The organism is Dehalococcoidales bacterium (assembly GCA_041652735.1).
In the GTDB taxonomy this organism is placed as follows: Bacteria; Chloroflexota; Dehalococcoidia; order Dehalococcoidales; family RBG-16-60-22; genus RBG-13-51-18.
The window spans coordinates 62,823-87,457 of record JBAZGT010000007.1; the positions used below are offsets into that span (position 1 = coordinate 62,823).

The following is a 24,635-nucleotide window of genomic DNA, read 5'->3' on the forward strand; positions in this document are numbered from 1 at the left end:
GGTTTGGTGATACATCTCACTATTGCCGCGGTTCCGCTGCATCTTATGCTTAAGATAGATACGCTTATTAGGCTTGTCAAGGGAGGAAAAAATTGAAAAGGAAAATTACTATTGCATTGATACTGGCATTGCTGGTTATCATGGTGATGACGGCCACGCTGTCGGGTTGCGGCTCGTCTGAAAGCACGTCCACCGGCCAGAACCAGACATACACGGTCCAGCGGGGGAATATCTCCGAGGATATCACGGCGGCGGGCAACCTGGCCCTTTCCACCGTGGAAGACCTGACTTTTGATTTATTTTACCAGAAAGGTACGGTTGCCTCGGTGAATGTAGCCGTCGGGGACACGGTCACTAAAGGAGACGTTTTAGCCAGCCTGGACACTTCGGAATGGAATGACCAGATACAGGCGCTGGAAGATGCTCTGACCGCCGCCCAACGGGATGTCACCACTAAACAGCGGGCCCTGATTACCGCCCAGCGGCAGGTGGCCAACGCGGAGCAGGCCATTACTACCGCTCAGAACCAGGTAACGGCCAAGCAGCTCGCCCTGCGGCAGGCGCAGCTTAATCTGGAAACAGCCCAGTATAATCTTGCCGCCATCGCTGATATAAAAGACCAGCAGGACATTATAGATAGAGATACCAACCTGCTTGAATTTATCGAAACCAAGCTGCTGGAATCAGTCAGCCCCAGCGCCAATCCCCTGGATTTTCAATTCTGGACCAATGAAAAGGCGCGGGTGACGGCGGAGCTTGCTGCTGCCCAGAAAGAATTGAGAGACATTCTGGCCGGGAACAGCATCAATGTATCTACCACGGTGGCGCTCCAGGTGGTTAGCCTTCAGTTGGCTTTGGATACCGCCCAGATGAACCTGGATAATGCCATGCAAGCTATAGATACCGCCAGCACGGCGGTAACCAACGCCCAGCAGGACCTCGTCTTTGCCGAGCAGGATGCCGCCAACGCCCAGGATAACGTTGATGCCGCCAACAAAGCGGTAACGGACGCCCAGCAGAACCTGGCGGAAGCCAAAGCCGCCAGCCCGGATATCACTGCTCCTATTGACGGCTTCGTCACCAAGATAAATGCCGCCGGCGGCGACCAAGTACTCAGCGGCGCAGTCATTATTGAAGTGGCTGACCCGGACAAGTTCCAGGCGGACATTCTGGTCAGTGAAATGGACATCACCCAGGTAGCGGTAGGCGGTGATGCCACCGTTTCTTTGGACGCAATTTCTGGCATCACCATCCCGGCCAAAGTCACCCGGATTTCACCCACGGCCACCATTCAGTCCGGCGTGGTCAACTACTCGGTAACCGTTGAGCTGGAGTCCCTCACGGCATTGGCAGCGGCGGCGGATAATATAACTATTGGTAGCGGCACCCGGCCGTCATTCCCCGGCGCCAGCGATAACTTTACCGGGGGCAGCCCTGGTATGATCGGCAATACCGATAACGCAACTATCGGCAACTTCCCGAATTTCCCGGGAAGCGATAACGTTACCGTAAATAATAACTTCCAGAGCATGATTGCCGCGGCGGTGTCCAGCGTAGAGCTGCGGCAGGGCATGAGCGCTACGGTGAGCGTAATCGTGCAGCAGAGCGTCAACGTACTCATGGTTCCCTATTCAGCCATAACCACCGAAAACGGCAAGAGCTACGTGCAGGTAATCACGGACACCGGTGCTACTGAAAAACGTGAGATCCAGACCGGCGTGACCAACTACTCCTACACCGAGGTGACTTCAGGGCTTAGCGAAGGCGAGAAAATCAGCCTGGCCCAGACCGCCAGTTCAAGCTCAAGCAGTCAGAGCAACTCGACTTTCCGTCAGGGGCAAAGCTTCATCATACCGGGCGGCAACGGCGGCTCCTTCCCGCAGGGAGGGCAGTAATGATTCGCTTCGAGGATATAACTAAAGTCTATCCCATGGGTAAAAGGGATCTGACCGTCCTCAAGGGCGTTAACCTGAATATCAATAAGGGCGAGCTGGTAGCGGTCATGGGCCCTTCCGGCTCCGGCAAGTCCACCATGCTGAACCTGATGGGCTGCCTGGATAAACCTACCGCTGGCAAATACTACCTGGAGGACAAAGAAGTAAGCCGCTTTAGCGATGGGGAACTGGCGCAGCTGCGGGGACAAAAAATAGGCTTTATCTTCCAGACATTCAACCTGCTGTCCCGGCTGACCGCCCTGGCCAACGTGGAGCTCGGCATGACCTACGCCGGCGGCGTTGACCGTAAAAAAGCCTTGGAGGCGCTGGCCAAGGTAGGGCTGTCCGAAAGAATTAACCACCGCCCCATCGAGCTTTCTGGGGGCGAACAGCAACGGGTGGCTATTGCCAGGGCGATAGTGAAAAACCCCACCCTGTTTTTAGCCGATGAACCCACCGGCCAGCTGGACAGCCGCTCCGGCGAGGAGGTAATTTCCCTGCTCACCTCCCTGCACGAGGAACATGGCATTACCTTGGTGTTGATAACCCATGATGCCGGTATTGCCAGGCATTGCCAGCGCATCATTAACATCCGGGACGGGCAGGTAACATCGGAGGTAAAGGTATGAAGAAAGCGCTTAAATGGTTTGACCCGGTCAAGACTGCCTGGGGCGGGGTAGTGACGCATAAGTTGCGCAGCTTTTTAACGATGCTGGGCATTGTCATCGGGGTGGGGGCGGTGATTACGCTGATGTCTGTGGGCAAGGGCTCAACGGCGGAGATACTATCCAATATCCAGAACATGGGCGCCAACCTTATGACCATCCGCGGCGGCGCCACTTTTTCTTCCGGGGGGGTGAGGGGCGCCATGGGCGGCAGCAACACATTAACCATGGAAGACGCAACTGCCATTCAAGACCAGGTAGCCAACGTTGCCGCCGTGGCACCCTCATCCTCCAGCAACCTTCAGCTGGTGGCGGGCAGCGAAAATGCCAACTCTCAGGTTACCGGCGTTACCTCCTCTTATTTGGTGGTAAATAACCTGGCCGTGGCCGGCGGCTCGTTCTTCACGGATGCCGAATACCAGCGCGGCGCCAAAGTGGCGGTACTCGGGGCCGGTGTAGCCACCACTTTGTACCCGGATACTTCCCCCATCGGGCAGAAACTGCGCATGGGGAACTTGATTGTGACGGTCATCGGCGTGCTGGAGAGTAAAGAGGGCACCATGAGCTCGTATGACGACTCCGTGCTGATACCGCTGACCACTTTACACCAGGCGGTAGCGGAGACGAAAACGACGCAGGGTGAGACCACTGTTTCTTCCATCAGCCTGACCGTGACCGATGAAAGTAAGACCGACCAGGTAAAAACGGATATCACTACTTTACTCCGTTCCCGCCACCGGCTCCTAGCCAGTGCTAACGATGATTTCAGCATCACCTCCATGAGTGATATCGTGGCTACGCTTTCGGAAACGTCAAGCACAATGACGCTGCTGCTGGGGGCTATCGCCGGTATATCTTTGCTGGTGGGGGGTATAGGGGTGATGAACATCATGCTGGTCTCGGTGCTGGAGAGGACGCGGGAGATAGGCATCCGCAAGGCGCTCGGCGCGCGGCAGAGGGATATCTGGAGCCAGTTCCTGATAGAGGCGGCATTGCTGACGCTGGCGGGCGGTATTATCGGGATAATAGGGGGGTGGGGCACCTCATGGATTCTCAATCAAACGGGCGTGGTTACCACCCTGGTTACTTCGGATATTGTCGTGTTGGCGGTATCGGTATCCGTAGCTATCGGGCTGTTCTTCGGCTTCTACCCGGCCTGGAACGCTTCAAGACTCAATCCCATCGAAGCTTTGCGGTCGGAATAGTCCCCTTGGTCATCGCAAAAAGCACCCGCCTTAAAGACAGGGGCGGGTGCTTAACTTGCATCGAATTATCGTTAAACGGAAAAAGATTGACATAATGTATATAGAATTTACGCCGATACTTCAGGTAAGGTTGTATTCCGATAAGCGTAATTCCCGCCAGACTTCCCGTCCATTGAAAGCGGCGGTGAAAATCAACGCGGGGTCGGCGGTTTCTTCAATATTAGGTATTGTTCGTCCGTCATAGCTGCCCAGCCCTTCCGGCACGTAAATAGTGAAGGGCAGCGGCGGCGTCCCGGCGGACACGTCTTTCAAATATCCGGCGATGATGTCTTCTCTCCGCTCCATGGCGACGGCGGTACAGTACTTAGCCCCGTTATATTTCACATCGGCATAATAAAACGCCTGCCCGTAAGGGGACATATAGACATCGATGCGGACGGGGAAGGCGTGGCCGTAGATGCGGGCGTACTGCGCCTCCCGGAGGATGAACTGCATGCTGGGCCCCTTGCCGTTACCCCATTGCCGCCCGGGATACAGGGGGTCCGGATTTTCTACTTTAGCGCGGGACATTTCAAATGCGGTGGAAACCGCCTGCGCCAGCATGAAGCCGGCCCCCAGGCTGTGTCCTTCCGTGTTCCATTCCTCACAGCTCAGTTTAGCCTGCGTCATCGCCACCAGGAAACGCACCTTGGCCAGTACGGTGGGGTCTATATGTTTCTGGTGTACCAGGCTGGTCTGCAATGCCAGCAAGACCGGTGAGGTCCCCCGCCCCTTTTCCATATAATCGATAACGCCGTCATGGTTTTCATCATAGATGTCCATCAGCTGTTTTTTATAGTCGGCCCCGGTCAGCTTGTCATTTAGCTCCAGGTAGGCGAAGGACATGTTCTGTAGGTCATAGACCGGCTTGCGCGGCGCGTAGTACATGGTGGTGGTCAGCAGTTCAAGAAAAATGCCGTTTTCCACGCGGCCCAGGTGCTGTTCCAGGGATGCCAGGCGGCCACCCTGCCAGAGGTCTTCCCCGGTGACATAAAAGCGTTGCTGGCCAAGCCCCCGCTCCTCACAGTACTGCATGGCATGGTAGCGGGAAAACGAGGAATCGTATCCCTCCCCGGTTACGATGTTGTTGCCTTCAAGCCGGGGCAGTGGGGTGTACTGGATAACATCGGACTTGAGATGGTATTCTGTACGAATTTTTGCCGCTTCCGCCATCGGCACCATGGTAAACATGTAGCGGGCGGCGCAGACATCCAGCGCGACGGGGTCAATCCCGGCCAGGACCAGACCCTCCGGCACGGTCACCCCCTCGACACTTGAGTTGTTTACATTTACCATCTCGATAAGGTCGGCCACGTGCAGCATGGTAATGCCCTGGTCCTGCACTGCCTGGATGGCATCCGCCATGGTCGCCTGCATGCCGCCGGTCTTTTTCCAGATATAGTCGCCGTTTTTATCGCGTACCGGCATGAGCGTGTCCAGGTCCGTTTCCAGCAGGTAGCGGGAGTGCGGCACGTTCAGTTTAAAGGTAGGGTGGGGGAGGTTGGGCGCGCTGTACTTCCAATTATATTCCCCCGGCTTCCGGCTGGCGTTCACCTCCATGGAAAAAAGACCCATGCCCAGGTTCTTCACCGCGCAGGTGAAAAGCTCGGATATGTGCACTTTCATTTTGGGGAGATTAACTAAAATACAGCCGGGCCAGTCTTGGATGTCCTGCGCGTCCGCGGGGTCGCCGCCGATGATGGCCTTATGCATGATGATGGTTTTAAAGTTAACGCCGCCCGGCACCGGTACTTCACGGCCGTTCCGGTCATTAACCACGTTGATGTCATAGATGAGCAGCTTATCGGTCACGGTGCCCGGCGGCAGGCAATGCCCATCCAGGCTTTCCTGGTAGCCGGATAGGGGATCGTCTTTATGGCCCGGGTCATGGCGCTCCGCCAGGTACTTGCGGGCGTAATAAAAACCCCACCCCCCGTAACCCCCGGGGTATTTCCCTTCCATGATGGCTTCCCGGGTGACGCGCCGGCCGGTGGCGGCGGACATCTTTTCTGATTCCTGGCTGGTGTTAGTAGCCGCCTCACCGGCAGACATATGGTGATAGCTGATACCGGCTTTATCATGGAACCAACGCATGACGGCGGCGGTGAAAGACCACTCCGTACAGGCGCCGGGTATACCCAGGCCGTGCGTACGGTAGTCTATATGCGGCAGGATTACCAGGTTAACTTTGAAGAACAGCTTTTTTCCGGACGCCATTTGTCTGGCGATTTCTACGGTAAATGGCGCTTCGGCTTCCAGCGCGTCCATAGCGCAGGCCACCGTGTCATAAACACGGTCGGTTATTTCTCTGATTTCCTCCCAGGAGCTTTCACGGCCGCTGTTGATGTAGTCCTGAAGCAGGCTGGAAATAAGTTTAAAAGTCTTTGCCGGGTCCATCCGGGCAGCGCCGATGGCGGATCCGGTGCTGTCCGGCAGCTTTTTCCCGAATGGAGATTGCACCGGGTTGCACGGCCTGACCGTAAGTTTCATGTCGACCTTCCTTGTATCTCGTAATGCGGTCAGACGGGAACGCTTATTTCTTTGACAGCTGCCCGTACATGTAGGCGAGGCATTCGTACCGCATGGATTTCATCGGGTCGCCCGGCATCAGCGGCCATTTTTCCGCGAAAGTGACCTTTTCCTGCACTTCCTGGAGGCTCCAGCCCCTGGCGACGGCGGTTTTAAGCTCCGTGGTGCAGTACGCTACGCTGTCATACATAGTTTGCAGGGCGGACTTATCCATGGCCGGGCCGTGACCGGGGATGACCTTATTTACGTCCAGCTTCTGAAGTTTCTTCAAGGATTCCAGCCAGGCATCCGGCACCGCCGATATCATAATCGGCATGCCCATGATAACGTTATCGGAAGTGAAGAGCACCTTTTCCTCCGGTACGTAAACGGCTACCTCGGAGGGGGTATGACCCGGCATGTGCATCAGCTGGAAGGTGTGCTCGCCCAGGTAAATGGTCAGGTTGTGTGAGAAAGTGATATCCGGCAGGCGGAAGTGAAATTCTTTGGGGAGCGGGACGGCATCCGGCGCCATCCATTTCATCTGCCCTTCGAGGTCTTCCTTGCGGTTCTGCCGTATTACCGTGCGGGTGCCTTCCTGGGCGACCAGTGTCCCGCCCATCCAGCAGTTCCCGGCCACGTGGTCGTTATGGGGTTCGCCGTTGATAACGTATTTAATCTCGCCGTGTTTTTCTATTTCCTGCCGCCATTGTTTAGCCTCCGCCGGTACCATCGGCGTATCGATAACCACCACTCCCGCCGAGGTTACCACGAAGCTGGAGTTGCAACCGCGGAAAGTGTTCCCCATGTACACGTTATTTGTGATTTTTTCCATAATTCCCCTTTCACCGTAATCGTTTATTTTGCTACCTTCGGGAAGGTGACTGTGTTGTGTTGGTCTTATTATATACTTGGTGAAGGCATCCGGTACAGCGGGTAAAACCGGGGCTGTAAGGATGTGGGCCAAACAGCCCCGGTTAGCGCCGGGCGGGAACTCCGATAATTGTCCCGCCGGCGGCGCAATTGCCCAATGCCGTATCGTTAGCAGGCTGCTATTACTTGTCACCGGTATATATTAAAGTAACATACCGCTGGCACGGATTATTCGGTCAGGTCTAGGGAGATAAGCTTGAACTGGGTATATTCTTCCAACCCGACCACGTGGTTTTCTTTGCCGAAGCCGCTTTCCTTAAAGCCGCCCCAGGGCAACTCGTTCCCGATTATCATATGGTCGTTAATCCAGACGGCGCCGGCATTAATCTCGTTGGCGAAGCGGATGCCTTTGGCGGCGTTCTTCGTCCATACCGAGGCGGAAAGCCCGAAGGTGTTGTCGTTAGCCATCTCGATGACTTTGTTTTCATCGGAGTATTTCATGATTACAGCTACCGGCCCGAAAATTTCCTCCCGGGCGATAGTCATATTTTGGGTAACGCCGGTAAGAGCGGTGGGTACCACGTAGTATCCTTTATTCAGAGGCGGGGTGGTGGGACGCTGTCCGCCCAATACCACCTTGGCGCCTTCTTCAATGCCTTTTTTGACCAGTCGCTCGATGTGGTCGCGGTGCTCGGCGCTTACTACGGGTCCCATCATCGTTTTGTCATCGTTGGGGTCGCCGACCACCCATTTGCCGGCTCCGGCGACATATTTTTCCACGAAGGAGTCGTGGAGGCTTTCATGGATGTAATAACGGCCGGGGGAAGCGCATATCATGCCGCTGTTCATCTGGGTGCAGCGCACCGCGCAGTTCACTGCCATATCCAGGCTGGCGTCCGCCAGCACGATGAAAGGATTCTTCCCGCCCAGTTCCAGGCTGACGCGCTTTACCGTCTTGCTGGCGAGTTCCATGATTCTCTTGCCGGTTTCACAGCTGCCGGTAAAGGACACTAAAGCCACGTCCGGGTGGGTGGCCATTGCTTCGCCCACCGTGCCGCCGGGGCCGGTGATGATATTTACCGTACCTGCCGGTAAATTGCACTTGGCCAGGATTTCCGCGAATTTCAAAGAGGTGATGGAATCTATACTCGGAGGTTTGATGACGCAGGTATTGCCCACGGCCAGCGCCTGTGCCATTTTGGTGATGAGCATGGCCAGCGGGCCGTTCCACGGGATGATAAGAGCGCAAACGCCCACCGGCTCGCGCTTGAGCCAGAAAGCGGTATTAGCCCGGGAGGAGGGGATATATTCGCCCATCAAAGCGCGGCTGGCCTGCCCCGCCCATTCCAGTTGCTTGGGGCCGCCCATCATCATCCCCACCGCCATTTTCCCCGGCGTGCCGTGGTCCAGCGTATCCAGCATGGCCAGCTCGGGGATGTATTCCCTCATGGTGACGGCTATCTGGTTAAGGATATTGGTGCGCTCGTCCTGGGATTTTTTCGACCACACCGGGAAAGCATTTTTGGCCGCCGCCACGGCTTTAGCCACGTCCTCTTTGCCGCCCAGTGGCAGCCGGGTTATTTCTTCTTCCGTGGCCGGATTGACCACCTTATAGGTCTGGCCGGAAGCCGCGTCCACAAATTCCCCGCCGATCCACATTTTATAGCTATCCATTTATCCCCCCTTATTAGCATTACCTGACTTATTTGTTCAGGTTAACGGAAACCACTTTAAGCTGTGTGTATTCCAGTATACCGAGTACCGAGCCCTCTTTGCCGAGGCCGCTTTCCTTAAAGCCGCCCCAGGGTAAATCGGGGGCGATGAACATGTGGTCGTTAATCCAGACCGTGCCGGCTTCTATTTCATTAGCCACGCGCATCGCCCGGCCGGTATCGCCCGCCCAGACCGATGCCCCCAGCCCGAAGGTATTATCGTTGGCGGCGGCAATAACTTCTTCTTCCGTTTTGAACGGTTTGACGATGCAGGCCACCGGCCCGAAGATTTCTTCCCGGTAGATGGTCATTTCCGGGGTGATGCCGGTGAAAACGGTAGGCATAACGAAGAAACCTTTATTCAGCGGGGGTTGGGTGGGACGCTTGCCGCCGAGTAACAGGTTGGCCCCTTCCTCGATGCCTTTTTTAATGTAATATTCCACCCTGTCGCGGTGCTCGGCGCTGACCACCGGGCCCATATCCGTCTTTTCATCATTGGGGTCGCCGACCACCACATTTTTCAAGGCTTTAACGAACTTTTCCACGAATTCATCGTGAATTTTCTCGTGGAGATAGTACCGGCCCGGCGAGGCGCACACCATGCCGCTATTGAGAGTCGAGGCGAATACCGCCTTGGCTACGACAGCATCTACATCCACATCCTCGAAGACGATGAAAGGATTCTTGCCGCCCAGTTCCAGCCCGAGGTGCTTGACCGTGGCGCTGGCGCAGGACATTATCCGTTTGCCAACCTCGCAGCTGCCGGTGAATGAAACCATGTTAACGCCCGGGTGAGACGCCAGGGCTTCACCCACCACGCCGCCCGGCCCGGTGACTACATTGAGCAATCCCTTGGGGAGAAGTCCCGTATCTTCAATAATCTCGGCAAGTTTCAGTGAAGGGAGAGAGTCAACGCTCGGTGGCTTGAGCACGCAGGCATTACCCGTGGAGAGAGAGCCGGAGAGCTTCTGGGTAGACATGGGAATGGGCGTGTTCCAGGGAACAATCGCGGCGCAGACACCGCGTGGTTCGCGCTGGAGATATAGTTTATGATTGCGGTTAACAGGAACGGTTTCGCTCCAGAATCCCCGGGTGACCATGGCCGCGTATTCAAAATGCGTACCGGCTTCCGCCGCCATATTCTTGGCGAACTTGACCGGCGTGGCATGGTCGAGGATTTCTACTTCCACCAGTTCATCGACGCGTTTTTTTAGAGCGCTGGCAATCTGGAGCATTATGCCGCAGCGCTCCGATTGCGGCACCTTCGACCAGACGGCGTAAGCCTTCCTGGCAGCAGCTACGGCTTTATCCACGTCCGCCTTATCGCCCAAAGGAATACTGGCGATTGGCTCTCCGGTGGCCGGATTAACGGCGGTATATGTTTTGCCGGATACGGCGTCCACCCATTCCCCACCTATCCACATCTTGTAATTTTTCATCTCACCTCTTTCTTTTATGTATGAAATGTATTAATATGGATAATACAACCAAATTCAGCAACAATGATAATATATAACAACATAATTATCAAGTAGTTTCAGCTTTAAAAGGGAGAAATATGCAAAAACATCGGATGTTGATTGGCGGTAAGTTGGTCGGCTCCGCAACCGGGGATACTTTTCCCACTTTCAACCCCGCCACCGGTGAAGTTATCGCCCAGATACCCCTGGCCGGGCAGCAGGATATTGATAATGCGGTAGCGGCCGCCCGCGAGGCATATGAAAGCTGGTCGCGGCTAAGGCAAGCCGAACGTTCCAATTACGTCATGAAAATCGGCGCCGCCATCAAAGAAAACATAGATGATTTAGCTAAACTGGAGACACTGGAACACGGTACGCCGGTCAGCGATACCTCCGGGGCTTTAAACGCGGCGGCGGGGGATATGGAATACGCGGCTTCCGCTGCCCGTTCTCTAATGGGCGACTATATTCCGGCGCTGCCTAATATTCTCACCTACCTGCGCCGGGAGCCGGTAGGTGTTTGCGCTTTAATTACACCGTGGAATCATGCCCTGGGTATGATGGCCGTCAAGCTGGGACAGGCTTTAGCCACTGGCAATACCGCCATTATCAAACCGCCCAGCGTGAACTCTCTTATTGGCTTAAGGTTCGCCGAGTTGCTGAACACCATTGGTCTGCCGCCCGGCGTAGTTAATGTTATCACCGGTCCCGGCAGCACCGTGGGTGAGGCGCTGGTGAGTCATCCCGGCGTGGATGTCATCGGCTTTACCGGCAGTTCGGAGACCGGCAAGGCTTTAATGGCCGCCGGCAGCCGGACGCTCAAGAAACTGATTATGGAGCTCGGCGGGAACAATCCGGTCATAGTCCTGGAAGACGCGGATGTGGACGAGGCGGTTAAGTACCACGCCCCCCGGCAATACCACAATGCCGGGCAACATTGTTCGGGCGCCGGCCGCTACTACGTCCATGCCGAAGTCTATGAGAAATTCGTTGAAAAATACATCGCTCTGTCGAAAGATGTCGTCGTCGGTGACCCGTCCGACGTTAAAACGTTTTTAGGTCCGGTGGCCAGCAAAGAGCACCGTGACCGACTCGAAAATTATATCAAGTCCGGCGTGGAAGAAGGAGCGCGGCTGGTGCTGGGCGGTAAAAGACCGACTACCCCGCCGCTGGACAAAGGCTTCTTCATTATGCCCACGGTTTTTACCCATGTCAAAGAAGAAATGAAAATAGGCCGGGAAGAGACTTTCGGCCCCATCGCCGTGATTATGGAGCCGTTTACGTCAGAAGATGAAATTATAAAGAAAGCCAACAACACGCGCTATGGCTTGTGCGCCACCGTCTGGACGAAGGACGTGCCAAAAGGTCTGCGCTTTGTAGACCGGCTGCATACCGGCACCGTCAACATCAATACCCAGGTGCTTACCTCGGAGCTGCCATGGGGCGGTTTTAAAGAGAGCGGCTTCGGCAAGGAAGGCTCCATGGAAGGTCTCCTCGGATACACTCAGTTGAAAATGGTCTGCCTGAAATATGCATAAAAGACCGGCCGACGGAGGAATAGAGATGAGCAGAGAATACCGGGCGTTAATCGACGGTAAGTTAATACCGTCTCCTCCCGGTGAGACGATGGAGGTTATCAACCCGGCTAACGGGAAGATAGCGGGGCTCGCCCCCAAGTGTACCCCCGCCGAGATTAATAAAGCCGTGGCCGCGGCGCGGAAAGCCGCACCGGCCTGGGCGGCGCTGACGGTGGCGGAACGCGGCAAAGTGCTGCACGCCCTGGGGCAGGCTATCGCCGCCCGCGGGGATGAATTAGCTAAACTGGAAACGACGCAGTACGGCGGGCCGCTCTGGAAAACTACCAGCTTCGATATGCCCTTTATCCCGGATATGCTGGATTTTTACGCCGGGACAGCCAGGGCGATGTCCGGTAAAACCTTACCCGTTGGCCCTACCTGCACCTCCATGACGGTGCGGGAGCCGCTAGGGGTGGTGGGGCTGATTACGCCATGGAACTTCCCGCTCATTACCGTCATTGCCAAACTGGCGCCGGCGCTCATCATGGGCAATACCTGCGTGGTCAAACCGCCCTCCTGTGCCCCGCTCACCACCCTGATACTCGGGGAGATTACGGTGGATATCGGGATGCCGCCGGGGGTGGTGAACATCGTTACCGGGCCGGGCGGTACGGTAGGGGAGGCCCTGGTAAAACACCCGGACGTGGACAAGATAGCCTTTACCGGCGACTCTATAGTAGGGAAGCGCATCATGAGCCTGGCTAGCGATACGGTCAAGCCGCTGTTCATGGAGCTGGGCGGTAAGAACGCTTTTATCATCCTGGCTGACGCGGACATGGAGTCAACGGTGGAAGGGGCGGTCTGGAGCGCTTTCTACAATTCCGGCCAGAACTGTGCCTCGGTAAGCCGTTTCCTGGTGCACGAGGATGTTTACGACGAGTTTGCGGAAAAGTTCGTGGCCGCCGCTAAAAAAGTTACTTATGGCGACCCCATGAAAATGTCTAATATGATGGGACCACTCGCTTACAAAGGTCACCGCGATAGCGTGGAAAAGTATATCGCCTCGGCTAAGAAGTCGGGTGCCAAGCTGCTTTTAGGCGGCGAGCGTCCTGATACGCCGGATACCAGAGACGGCTACTTCGTGGCGCCCACCATTTTTGGCGAATGCAATAACCAGATGGAGTTCATGCGGGAAGAGATTTTCGGGCCGGTGGTCGGGCTTATCCGTGTTAAAAGCGCCGGGGAAGCCGTGGCCGTCACCAACGATACGCGCTATGGACTCTGTGCCTCCGTTTGGACGCGGGACTTGCGTACCGCCCTGGTAATGAGCCAGCAGCTTAAAGTGGGGACTGTCTGGGTAAACCAGCACCTCTGCATCGTTTTTGAGGTGCCGTGGGGTGGCGTCAAAGAGAGCGGCTTCGGTAAAGAAAACTCGACGCTCTGTCTTGAAGAATATTCTGTCATTAAACATATCTGGATAGATTTGGTCGGCAATCCGGCCACGCCCTGGCATGATAAAGTTTAACGGCACTTCTATAAGTACTTTACATAAATATAGATAAGCCTGAAGGAGCGGCATATGCAGCAGTTCAAAATGTGGATTGGCGGCAAGTTCGTGGATGCCGATTCCGGCAAGACCTTCACCACCCGCAACCCCGCCACCGGCGAGGAAATAGCCCGGGTGCCTTTAGCCGGTAAGTCGGACGTGGACAAAGCGGTGGCGGCGGCGCGTAAAGCTTTTCCGGCCTGGGCCAACAAAGCGCAGGCGGAACGTTCTGATATCGTCACCCGTATCGCGGCTGCCATACGGGAAAACGCTGACGAACTAGCCAGGCTGGAGGTAATGGAACACGGCTCTCCGGCGGAACTGGCAGCTTTCATGCTCCGCTTCGCCGCCGGCAATATGGAATTCGCCGCCTCCATCGCCCGGAATATGATGGGGGAAGTCCTCCCGCCGGTCTACAATATGGGTGAAGCCAACCAGACGGAACCGAATGTCGTATCCTATCTCAAACGCGAGCCTATAGGCGTCTGCGCCTTGATTACCCCCTGGAACGTGCCGTCCCTGATGATTGCCTCTAAGATTGGCCCGTGCCTGGCGGCGGGCAATACCTGCGTGGTCAAACCCCCCAGCATCAACTCCATGATTGGTCTTAAATGGGCGGAAATCCTGGCGGAACTGGACCTGCCCCCGGGCATTGTCAACATTATCACCGGGCCGGGCGGCTCCGTGGGCAACGCCCTGTCCTGCCACCCCGGCGTGGACATGATTAGCTTTACCGGCAGCTGTGAGACCGGCAAGGACATCCTGGCCGCCGCCAGCCAGACCGTTAAACGTACCTGCATGGAACTGGGCGGGAAAAATCCGGTTATCATCCTGGAAGATGCCGACCTGGACTACACGGCGGAGGAATTGGTGCGCATAACTTTCCAGAACACCAGCCAGAACTGCGCGGCCCCTTCCCGGCTGTACGTTCAGGAAAAGGTATATGATACGTTTATTAATAAATTCGTCGCCTGTGTAAAAAAGATAAAGGTCGGTAACGGCGCTGATAAAAACACCACTATGGGCCCGCTGGTCAGCGAGGAACACCGGGCTAAAGTGGAAGGCTACATAAAGTCCGGCATCGAAGAAGGCGCCAAACTGGTGCTGGGCGGAGAACGGCCCGCTTCCCCTGACCTGAAAAACGGCTATTTCCTCATGCCCACCGTCTTTAAAGATGTTACCCAGGATATGAAAATCGCCCGAGAAGAGATTTTCGGGCCGGTGGTCGGCTTCCACAAGTTCGGCACCGACGCGCAGGCGCTCGCCTGGGCCAACGATAGCGCTTACGGCCTATGCGCCTCTGTCTGGACGAAAGACCTGTCCCGGGGGCTGAAGCTGGTGAACAAATTACAGGTAGGTTCCACCTGGATTAACCAGCATATGAACCTGGTCACGGAATTTCCCTGGGGCGGTTTTAAGGAGAGCGGCCTGGGTAAAGAAACCGGTGTGCTGGGGCTGGAAGGATACACTCAATACAAGCTCGTTTGCCTGAAATACACCTGAAACAATACCAGGTTTTTAAAAATGAGATTCAATACTTGAAGCAATAAAAAGAGAGGAAAAAGATGAAAAAAGTTACCCTGACCATCAATGGTAAAAAACAAACGGTTGAAGTCAGTCCGGAAACCGTCCTGATCGACCTGTTGCGGGACGACTTGCATCTTACCGGTACCAAGCAGTCCTGCGACCGCAAGGGCCAGTGTGGTGCCTGCACGGTGATTGTGGACGGCAAAGCTGTACGTTCATGCCTCAAGAAAGTGGTTGATCTTGAAGGCGCGGACGTCATTTCTGTGGAAGGGGTGGGCACCCCGGAAAACCCCCACTTAATCCAGGAAGCTTTCGTCCTCTCCGGCGCCATCCAGTGCGGCTACTGCACCCCCGGCATGATTATGACCACCAAGGTTTTACTGGATAACAACTCCAACCCCACCGTGGCGGATATCAAGAAAGCCCTGGCGCATAACCTGTGCCGCTGCACCGGCTATAAAAAAATTATCGAGGCCGTGCAGTTGGCCGCCAAATTCATCCGCAAAGAGACCACACCGGCCAAAGTCCGGGCGGCTCTGCCCAAGAAGATGATTGGCGTTTCCCACCCCCGCCCCACCGCCATGCTTAAAGCCTGCGGCCTGGCCAAGTATTCCGCGGACTACTACTTCGATAACGCCCTGGAGATTGCCTGCGTCCATTGCATGATACCCCGCGGTAAAGTAAAATCCGTGGATTACAGTGTTGCCGCCAAAATGCCGGGCGTGGTAGGCATTATCACGGAGAAAGATATCAAAGGCACCAACCGCGTGCGTGAAGCCGTGCCGGACAAGCCTTTATTAATCGAGGATACCGTCAGGTCTTACGGCGACCCCATTGCCATTGTTGCCGCCAAGACCCGTGCCCAGGCCCGGGCCGCCGCCGCCGCCGTCAAGATAGAGTTCGAGCCGCTGCCGGCTTACATGACCGTCCAGGAAGCTATGGCTCCCGGCGCGGACAAACTGCATGACTGGTCACCCAACCTGATATCGGTTACCCCGCAAATCCACGGTGACGCCGAGAAAGCCCTGGCTTCCTCCAAGTACGTCGTGGAAGCCCAGTTCTCCACTCAGGTGAACCACCAGGCCCCGCTGGAGCCGGAAAACACCACCTGTTATTTCGAAGGTGAGGGCGATGACGCGGAGCTGATGGTGCTCGGCCGCAGCATTAATATCCATCCCAATGCCGCCGTAGTCGGTGAGGCGGTGGGCTGGAAGAAGACCCGTTATATAGAGGCCTTTTCCGGCGGGCAATTCGGCCAGAAATCCGCCATTATCACGGAGGGTTTAGCGGCGGCTGCCTGTGTGCATTTCAAGTGCCCCATCCGTTACGTCCCCTCCCTGGCGGAGTCCATGTTCCTCAGTCCCAAGCGCCACCCCTATTTCATGGAAGTGAAGATGGGCGCGGACGAAAACGGCAAATTCACCGGCCTGTGGATGGATATGTATATCAATAAAGGCGCTTACTTCTTGTTGGGCGGACTGACCATTCACCGCACCTTGCATATGCTTTCCAGCGCTTACATGATTCCCAACGTCTGGGCCAGCTGTAAGCTAATCTATACCAACAATGCTTCCGGCGCGGCCGCCCGGGGGGCCGGACCGCCGCAGTCCAACTTCGGCGTTGAGTCAATTATCGATATGCTGGCGGATAAAGTGGGCATGGACAAGCTCGAGTTCCGTAAGTTCAACTCCCTGAAGCCGGGCGAGCCCCGTTCCACGGGCGCCACTATGGACCAGTGGGAATTCCCGGAAATCTGTACAATCATGGAACCTCATTGGGAGCGGGCGAAAAAGGACGTGGCCGCTTTCAACAAAAAGAACGGAAAAACAAAGCGGGGCGTCGGACTCGGCGTACATGCCTTCGGCATCGGCGGCGCCGGTGACCAGGGGCACGTGGAAGTTGAAGTCAATCCCGATGACACTGTCACGATTTATGCCGCCATCGCCGACCCAGGTGAAGGCAACGACGCCATGCTAACACAAGTCGCCGCGCATGTCCTGGGTATTCCCATGGTTAAAATCCGCCTGGACACCCGTGATACCGGCAAGACCGTGGGCATGGGCCCCGCCGCCGGTAGCCGCATGACCTACATCGGCGGCGGCTCCCTGCAACTGGCCGTGGAACAGCTTAAGAAAGCCATGGACGAAGCCGGCAGCAAGACCTACGCCGGGCTAAAGAAAGCCGGAAAAGCCACCCGCTACATTGGCGAAAAGAAGCTCAAGGGCGGCGCGTGGGATCCCAAGACCGGCCAGGGTGATTCCAACGAATCTATCGTACACAATATCCAGATGGCGGAAGTGGAAGTTAACACCGAGACCGGGGATGTTAAAGTGCTCAAGATGACCACCGCCGTTGATGCCGGGATTATCATTAATCCGCAGGCGGTAGAGGGCCAGCTGGAAGGCGGTATGGACCAGGGCATCGGTTTTGCTTTAAGGGAAGAATACATCCACGGCAAGACCAACGACTGGAAGACATTCAAATTCCCGACCATTGAAATGATGCCGGAAATGGAGATAATCTTCCAGGAAACTCCCCGACCCAACGGCACGCTGGGTGCCACCGGCATTGGTGAAATGACCATGATTTCCACCGCCCCTTCCATCACCAATGCCATTTACCAAGCCTGCGGCGTCCGCATCAATAACCTGCCGGCTACGCCGGACAAAATAAAGAAAGGACTGGCGGCGCTGAAAAAATAAAAAAATAAACACAAATACGGATATCAGGAGACTAATTGTGCAAAAATACAAGATGTATATCGGCGGCAAGTGGGTGGACGCGGTTTCCGGTAAGACCTACCGGGTAATCAATCCGGCCACGGAAGAAGAATTCGCCGAGGCCCCTCTGGGCGATAAGGCAGATGTGGACCTGGCGGTAGCCGCCGCTCGCGAGGCTTTCCCCAAATGGGCGGGCATGCCCCAATCGGAACGTACCCGTCTTCTCCTGAAAATGGCGGAACTCCAGCGAGAATTTGCCGCCGAGCTCGCCAAAGTGGAAGTGCTCGACCATGGTACGCCGGTTAGGATGGCGCAGATGCTTTGCGGTTTTTCCTCGATGAATCTGGAATACTGCGCGCAGGCGGCGCGGGCGCTGATGGGAAGCGTCCCCCAGCCCGGCCCCAATTCAATGTCCTGCGTGGTACGTGAACCCATCGGCGTGGCCGCCCTTATCATTCCCTGGAACTCGCCTATACTTATGCTTACCTCCAAGATGGGGGCATGCCTGGCTACCGGCAATACCTGCGTCATCAAGCCTTCCGCCATAGACTCGCTGGTGACCCTTAAATACGGGGAAATCATCGACAAGCTGGGACTCCCCCCGGGCGTGGTGAACATCGTCACCGGGCCGGGCAGCACGGTAGGGGACGCTTTAGCCTGCCACCCGGACGTCAACTTCATCTCTTTTACCGGCAGCTCGGAGACCGGTAAGGACATCATGAGGTCGGCCAGCGGGACGCTCAAACGCGCTCAGATGGAGCTGGGCGGCAAGAATCCCTTCATTGTGCTGGATGACGCGGATATTGATAAAGTAGTGCCGATGGCCGCCGGTTCCACCTGTCACAACACCGGCATGGTCTGCGCCTCGCCGGGCAGGTACTATGTTCACGAAAAAATCCACGATGAGTTCGTGGAGAAATTCATCGCCGCGCTCAAGAAGGTAAAGGTCGGCGACCCCAACGACGAGAGTACGGAAATGGGCCCGGTAGTCAGCGCCGAGCACCGCGACCGCGTTGAAGACTTTATCAAGACCGGCATCGCGGAGGGCGCCAAATTGGTTTACGGTGGCAAAAGACCCACCGAACCGCCTTTAAACAAAGGCTACTACGTCATGCCTACCGTGTTCACTGATGTTAAGCCCGGCACTACCCTGTTCAGGGAGGAAATCTTCGGGCCGGTGGCCTGTTTTGTAAAATTCTCCTCCGATGAAGAGGTACTGGCCTCCGCCAACGACAACATCTACGGACTGGTCGGCTCGGTCCATTCCCGGGACGTGGCGCGGGCATACCGCATCGCCAGCCGTATCAATGCGGGGGCGGTGGGGGTGAACAGCGGCCGACTGCTTACATCGGAAACACCCTGGGGCGGCTTTAAGGAAAGCGGTTTCGGGAAGGAAAACTCAATCTATGGGCTGGAAGAATACACCCAGCTCAAGGTGATTGCAGTGGATTTCCAGTAAGCCAACAGCAGACTAAGAATTGCCCCCCTCTCTTTAACCGGGGAGGGGGGCTTTTGTTTTTAGGGGGAAGGGCAATTGGTGGCGTCCCTGGAGCGACTCGAACGCTCGACCCGCTGCTTAGAAGGCAGCTGCTCTATCCAGCTGAGCTACAGGGACGCGGTATATTACCTAAAAATGTTACACGAAATCAGCCGTCCGGTCAATAAGGGGATAAGATAGCGAAGCATCAAGCTACTGCTGCGGAGAATTATCCCGGCGGGTATGGCGGATGTGCCGGTAAACGTAAAGGCCGAGGAGAATCACGATAATAGCGATAAAAATGGGGTCGAAGGGGCGCATGGCATTGCGCAGGGATTCCCAGTGCTCTCCCAGCAGGTAGCCGCCGTAAGCCAGGGCGGTGCTCCAGATGAAAGAGCCGATAAAGGTATAGACCAGAAACTTGCCTATGTGCATCCTGGCTATGCCGGCGGGCAGGCTGATATAGGTACGTACCACCGGCAGCAAGCGGGAAACAAAGACCGTCCAGCCCCCGCTGCGGGAAAACCAACGGTCGGCGATATCCAGGTCATGCTGGGAAAGCAGGACGTATTTGCCGTACTTATTCAGTAAAGGCCGCCCGGCCCACATCCCTACATAGTAGGCGATAACCGAGCCGATGGTGTTGCCGATGGCGCCGAACACACCCGCCAAAAGAACGAAAGACACCGGCCTGGCAAGGTCTTTAATAAGCATCCAGCCGGCCAGGGGCATGATAATTTCACTGGGAAAAGGGATACAGGCGCTCTCAATGGCCATGAGGGCAATGACACCCGGCCATTGCAGCAGGTTATACGTCGAGGATATAACGTCCAGGAGCCAGTGTTCGATAGATGCCACTAACGGAGTGTAGCAAACGGATACTGCCAGCGTCAAGCCGGAGGGGGTTGTCAGCTTGACAATCATTCGTCCTGATTGATACTATTTAGAATAATAGTCTCTTCTGGCAAGCTAAATATTTATGCCTAAAAAACTGGATAAAATCGATAGTCCCGTCGCTCTCAAAGGATTATCGGAGACAGAGCTGGAAGAACTGGCTGCCGAGCTCAGGCAGGAAATCATCACGACTGTCACCAACACCGGCGGTCACATGGCTTCCAATCTCGGTGTCGTGGAACTGACGATAGCTCTTCACCGCGTCTTCGAAAGTCCCCGGGATAAAATTATCTGGGATGTGGGGCACCAGAGCTACGTGCACAAACTCCTCACCGGAAGGCGGGAGCGTTTCCATACGCTGCGCCAGTTCAACGGCATTTCCGGTTTTACTTGTCGTGACGAGAGCGAATACGACCCCTTCGGCGCGGGGCACGCCAGCACTTCCATCTCCGCTGCCCTGGGCATGGCCGTCGCCCGGGACCTAGCCGGGGATAATTACCAGGTAGTAGCCGTCATCGGGGACGGGGCGATAACGGCGGGGATGGCTTTCGAGGCTTTAAACCACGCCGGGCACCTGGGCTCGCGGCTTATCGTTATCCTCAATGATAACGGCATGTCTATTTCCCCGACGGTCGGCGCCCTGGCGAGGCTTTTATCCAAAGCCAGGCTGGACCGGCGGCTACGAGGGGCGGAACGGCGCAGTAAACGCATCATTGCCCACCTGCCGCTGGGCAAGAAAGCCATCAATCTAGCGCAGCAGGTTATAGACCAAACGAAGGGCGTCTTCATGCCCACGCCGATATGGGAGGCGCTCGGCTTCAGGTATATAGGACCGATAGACGGCCATAATCTGCATGACCTTGAGGTGATACTCGCCCAAGTCCGCGACGAAGTCAACAAGCCTACGCTGGTGCACGTAATTACCACCAAGGGCAAGGGCTATTCGCCGGCGGAGAGTAACGCCGTCTATTTTCACGGCGTGGCGGCCAGGAACGGCGGCATAGCTAAAGGGCCGACTTACAGCGAGGTATTTGCCCAGACCATGCTACGCCTGGCGCGTGAGATTCCGGAGCTGGTGGTGATTACCCCGGCCATGCCGGAGGGCAACTGCCTGAATATCGTTGAGGCCGAGTTCCCCAAGCGTGTCTTTGACGTGGGCATCTGTGAGCAGCACGCCGTTACCTTTGCCGCCGGGCTGGCTACCCAGGGCTATATACCGGTGGTAGCTATCTATTCGACGTTTTTACAGCGTGCCTTCGACCAGATAATCCATGACGTTTGCCTCCAGAAATTACCGGTAGTCTTCGCCATCGACCGCGGCGGCATCGTGGGGGATGACGGTAAGACACACCAGGGCACGTTCGATATTTCTTACCTCACGCTGGTGCCGAATCTGGTTGTCGCGTCCCCCAAAGATGAAAACGAGCTCCAGCACCTGCTTTATACCGCCATCAAGCTAGGTAAACCTATGGCGGTACGGTATCCGCGCGGCGCCGGGCTGGGCGTAAAGATGGATGAAGTCCTGCAGGAGATACCGGTAGGTAAAAGCGAGATACTCAGATACGGACAGGATGTGGCTATCCTGGCTTTAGGCGCCTCGGTAGCGCCGTCCCTGGAAGCCGCCAAAGCGTTATCCGGCAAAGGGATAGAGGCAACGGTAGTCAACGTACGCTTTGCCAAACCCATGGATAAAGAACTGATTATAGAGCTGGCAGGCCAGTTTAAAAATATCGTCACCGTGGAAGAAAACGTGCTCACCGGCGGCTTTGGCAGCAGCGTGGACAAGCTGCTCCAGGAGTCCGGCAAGCTTAACGTGAGGGTAAAGAACATCGGCATACCGGATGAGTTTGTGGAACACGGCACCCAGGCTATTCTGCGTAACAAGTACGGTCTGGATGCCAAGGGGATAGAACGGGCGGTACTGGAGATGCTCGGCAGTCCGGGGGTGGAGACGCCGCTCAAGGCTGACCACCCGGCAAAAACCTAGCAGGGTAGGGGAGTTGTGTTACTTGATACGTAAAGCGCCAGACTATAAAATAATGGGTAAAACCGGCACCGCGGGCAGAGGTGTATATCAGGTATCTGGTAAGATACCTGATTTTTATTTTAAGTACGAGCAATCAGGGGTGATAAATGAACAAGATGACCGTCAGGGATATAGAAGTCGCCGGTAAAAGGGTTTTAGTCAGGGTGGACTTCAATGTACCGCTGGATGAAAAGACCGGCGCCATTACCGATGATAGCCGCATACGGGCAGCCGTCCCCACCATCAAATATCTCCTCGAACGTAAGGCCAGGGTTATCCTGATGTCCCACTTCGGGCGGCCCAAGGGCAAGGTAGTGCCCTCCATGAGCCTCAAGCCCACGGCGCAGCGCCTCTCGGAAATACTGGGTAAACCGGTAGGCATGGCCGCCGACTGCATCGGGACGGAAGTGGAAAAAGCCGCCGGTGCGCTAAAGCCGGGGGACATTCTCATGCTGGAAAACCTGCGCTTCCACAAAGAGGAAGAAGCCGGGGACGCCGGGTTCGCCAAAGCGCTGGCCAGCCTGGGGGACGTCTATATCAATGACGCATTCGGTACCTCACACCGCGCCCACGCTTCCATATCCGGCATCGCGCAATACCTGCCGGCGGCGGCGGGGTTCCTGCTGGAAAAAGAAATAAATACCCTCGGCGGGCTGCTGGAAAAGCCGGAGCACCCCTTTACCGCGTTGTTCGGCGGGGCCAAGGTAAGCGATAAGGTGGCGGTGCTCAAGAATATCATGGGCAAGGTCGACTGTTTGCTTATCGGCGGAGGTATGGCGGCTACCTTCCTGAAAAACGAGAAGTATGAAGTCGGCAAGTCACTGGTAGAGGCTGACAGCCTGGGTGTGGCGGCGGAACTGATGCAGGAAGCTGATGCAAAAGGCGTTAAGCTGCTCCTGCCGGTGGACGTGGTAATAACGGATAAAATAGACGGCAGCGCGGCGGTACAGACGGTAGCCGTAAACAGGGTGCCGCCGGATAAAATGATTGTGGACATCGGGCCGGAAACGGTCAGTGCTTTCAAGAAGGAACTGGAAAAGAGCAAAACGGTATTCTGGAACGGGCCGATGGGCATCTCCGAGATACCGCAATTCGCCAAAGGGACGGAAACGCTGGCCAAACTACTGCCTCAACTCAAAGCCAAGACGATAGTGGGCGGCGGCTCCACCGCCGAGGTAATAGACGCGCTGGGGCTGGCGGATAAAGTTACTTTTGTCTCCACGGGCGGCGGGGCTTCGCTAGAGTTCCTCGGGGGGGATGCGCTGCCTGGGGTTACGGCCTTGATGGATAAAAACAAATAACAAGAGTATTATTGAGAAGATAAAATGACGCAGGAATTGATTAAGGAAATAGCGGTAACCTCACCGGACAAGATAGTAATGCTGGTGATGGACGGGTTGGGCGGGCTGCCGGACCCCAAGACGGGCAAGACGGAACTGGAGACGGCGCGGCTGCCTAACCTGGATGCGTTGACGGCTAAAGGAATCTGCGGCCTGGCCGACCCTATTGCGCCCGGGATTACACCGGGCAGCGGGCCGGGGCACCTGGCACTTTTTGGCTACGACCCCATCAAGTGTGAAATAGGGCGGGGGGCTTTGGAAGCCACCGGCATCGATGTGGAGCTGAAACACGGGGACATAGCCGCCCGCGGCAATTTCTGCACCGTTGATAAAGAGGGTATCATTACGGACAGAAGGGCGGGGCGGATTTCCACGGAAAAGTCCACGGAACTGTGTAAAATCCTGGACGGGATGAAAATAGACGGAATTGATGTAAAGGTATATCCGGTGCGGGAGCACCGTTTCGTGGTAGTGTTCCGGGGTGAGGGGCTGGCGGAAGGCCTTACCGAGTCCGACCCTTCGCGGACAGGGGTGGAACCGCTGGTGATTGAAGCCGTCAACCCGAGAGCAAAGAAGATGGCGGAAGTCGCCAATAAATTCATAATAAAAGCTAAAGAGATATTAAAGCAGCACCACCCGGCCAACATGATATTACTGCGGGGTTTCGCCATGAAGCCCCATTTCCCCACCATGGAGGAAAATTATAAGCTGAACCCGCTGGCTATCGCCGTTTACCCCATGTATCGCGGGCTGGCGCGGCTGGTGGGCATGACCGTCGCGCAAACCGGCACCACGCTGGAAGACGAATTTAAGACGCTGAAAGATAACTATGATAAATACGATTTCTTTTTCCTCCACGTAAAGTGGACGGACACCGCCGGTGAAGACGGCGATTTCGCCAGGAAGGTAAAAGTCCTGGAGGAGGTGGACGCCGCCTTGCCGCTGCTTACCGGACTGAAACCGGAAGTGCTGGTTGTTACCGGCGACCACTCCACGCCGGCAGTCTTAAGCGGGCACAGCTGGCACCCGGTGCCCGTGCTGATTTGTTCCAGGTACTGCCGCACCGATAATGTAAAAGAGTTCTCCGAGCCGGCTTTTCTGGCGGGGGGACTGGGCAGGATTGCCTGCACCCAGATTATGCCCCTGGCTCTGGCCAACGCGCGGAAACTGACCAAGTTCGGAGCTTAGGAGT

Annotated in this window: 16 protein-coding genes and 1 tRNA gene; 11 read left to right on the forward strand and 6 right to left on the reverse strand. The window is 56.0% G+C overall.

Translation table 11 applies throughout. The annotated features are described in order from the left end of the window. The first annotated feature begins 92 nt into the window (after positions 1-92). The 3 genes from WC370_04150 to WC370_04160 are packed head-to-tail and all read left to right on the forward strand — an operon-like array spanning position 93 to position 3,804. A complete protein-coding gene (locus WC370_04150) occupies positions 93-1,895 on the forward strand; it encodes an HlyD family efflux transporter periplasmic adaptor subunit (protein MFA5308665.1) in 1,803 nt (600 codons plus the stop codon). Next, on the forward strand, positions 1,895-2,563 hold the full coding sequence (locus tag WC370_04155; GenBank protein ID MFA5308666.1) for an ABC transporter ATP-binding protein: 669 nt from the start codon (positions 1,895-1,897) through the stop codon (positions 2,561-2,563). The genes WC370_04150 and WC370_04155 overlap by 1 nt, the downstream gene beginning before the upstream one ends. Continuing rightward, entirely contained in the window at positions 2,560-3,804 is a 1,245-nt protein-coding gene (locus WC370_04160; protein ID MFA5308667.1) for an ABC transporter permease, read from the forward strand. The genes WC370_04155 and WC370_04160 overlap by 4 nt, the downstream gene beginning before the upstream one ends. Positions 3,805-3,924: 120 nt before the next feature. Here the strand turns inward: WC370_04160 and WC370_04165 are convergent, their stop codons facing one another. The 4 genes from WC370_04165 to WC370_04180 all read right to left on the reverse strand — a co-directional run bounded on the left by WC370_04165 (position 3,925) and on the right by WC370_04180 (position 10,375). Further along, positions 3,925-6,333 (reverse strand): DUF362 domain-containing protein, encoded by a 2,409-nt coding sequence (locus tag WC370_04165; GenBank protein ID MFA5308668.1) that lies wholly within the window; start codon positions 6,331-6,333, stop codon positions 3,925-3,927. A 43-nt stretch (positions 6,334-6,376) separates the two neighbouring features. Next, positions 6,377-7,186, reverse strand: coding sequence for an MBL fold metallo-hydrolase (locus WC370_04170; GenBank protein ID MFA5308669.1), 810 nt, complete (start codon positions 7,184-7,186; stop codon positions 6,377-6,379). A 266-nt stretch (positions 7,187-7,452) separates the two neighbouring features. Then, positions 7,453-8,898 carry an aldehyde dehydrogenase family protein gene (locus WC370_04175; GenBank protein ID MFA5308670.1) on the reverse strand — a complete coding sequence of 482 codons (1,446 nt, stop codon included), beginning with the start codon at positions 8,896-8,898 and terminating at the stop codon, positions 7,453-7,455. 28 nt (positions 8,899-8,926) lie between these two features. Then, a complete protein-coding gene (locus tag WC370_04180; protein ID MFA5308671.1) occupies positions 8,927-10,375 on the reverse strand; it encodes an aldehyde dehydrogenase family protein in 1,449 nt (482 codons plus the stop codon). Between the two features lie 152 nt (positions 10,376-10,527). Between WC370_04180 and WC370_04185 the strand changes: the two genes are divergently transcribed. The 5 genes from WC370_04185 (at position 10,528) to WC370_04205 (ending at position 19,165) form a co-directional block, all read left to right on the forward strand. Beyond that, positions 10,528-11,934 (forward strand): aldehyde dehydrogenase family protein, encoded by a 1,407-nt coding sequence (locus tag WC370_04185; protein MFA5308672.1) that lies wholly within the window; start codon positions 10,528-10,530, stop codon positions 11,932-11,934. Between the two features lie 25 nt (positions 11,935-11,959). Continuing rightward, complete coding sequence (locus tag WC370_04190; protein ID MFA5308673.1) at positions 11,960-13,438, forward strand: aldehyde dehydrogenase family protein; 1,479 nt, start codon at positions 11,960-11,962, stop codon at positions 13,436-13,438. A gap of 54 nt (positions 13,439-13,492) precedes the next feature. Beyond that, entirely contained in the window at positions 13,493-14,962 is a 1,470-nt protein-coding gene (locus WC370_04195) for an aldehyde dehydrogenase family protein (protein ID MFA5308674.1), read from the forward strand. Positions 14,963-15,024: 62 nt separating this feature from the next. Beyond that, positions 15,025-17,688 (forward strand): molybdopterin cofactor-binding domain-containing protein, encoded by a 2,664-nt coding sequence (locus WC370_04200; protein MFA5308675.1) that lies wholly within the window; start codon positions 15,025-15,027, stop codon positions 17,686-17,688. Positions 17,689-17,725: 37 nt separating this feature from the next. After that, a complete protein-coding gene (locus tag WC370_04205) occupies positions 17,726-19,165 on the forward strand; it encodes an aldehyde dehydrogenase family protein (GenBank protein MFA5308676.1) in 1,440 nt (479 codons plus the stop codon). Between the two features lie 79 nt (positions 19,166-19,244). Here WC370_04205 and WC370_04210 read toward each other — a convergent pair. Together WC370_04210 and WC370_04215 are read right to left on the reverse strand one after the other, a co-directional pair. Next, positions 19,245-19,321 (reverse strand) — tRNA-Arg (locus WC370_04210). 75 nt (positions 19,322-19,396) lie between these two features. Beyond that, a complete protein-coding gene (locus tag WC370_04215; protein MFA5308677.1) occupies positions 19,397-20,107 on the reverse strand; it encodes a DedA family protein in 711 nt (236 codons plus the stop codon). 55 nt (positions 20,108-20,162) lie between these two features. On the opposite strand from WC370_04215, the gene dxs reads away from it, so the two are divergent. From dxs to WC370_04230, 3 genes are all read left to right on the forward strand, one after another. Next, positions 20,163-22,064 (forward strand): 1-deoxy-D-xylulose-5-phosphate synthase, encoded by a 1,902-nt coding sequence (gene dxs / locus WC370_04220; protein MFA5308678.1) that lies wholly within the window; start codon positions 20,163-20,165, stop codon positions 22,062-22,064. Positions 22,065-22,210: 146 nt separating this feature from the next. Then, a complete protein-coding gene (locus tag WC370_04225; GenBank protein ID MFA5308679.1) occupies positions 22,211-23,404 on the forward strand; it encodes a phosphoglycerate kinase in 1,194 nt (397 codons plus the stop codon). 24 nt (positions 23,405-23,428) lie between these two features. Then, entirely contained in the window at positions 23,429-24,631 is a 1,203-nt protein-coding gene (locus WC370_04230) for a 2,3-bisphosphoglycerate-independent phosphoglycerate mutase (protein MFA5308680.1), read from the forward strand. The last annotated feature ends 4 nt before the right edge of the window (positions 24,632-24,635 follow it).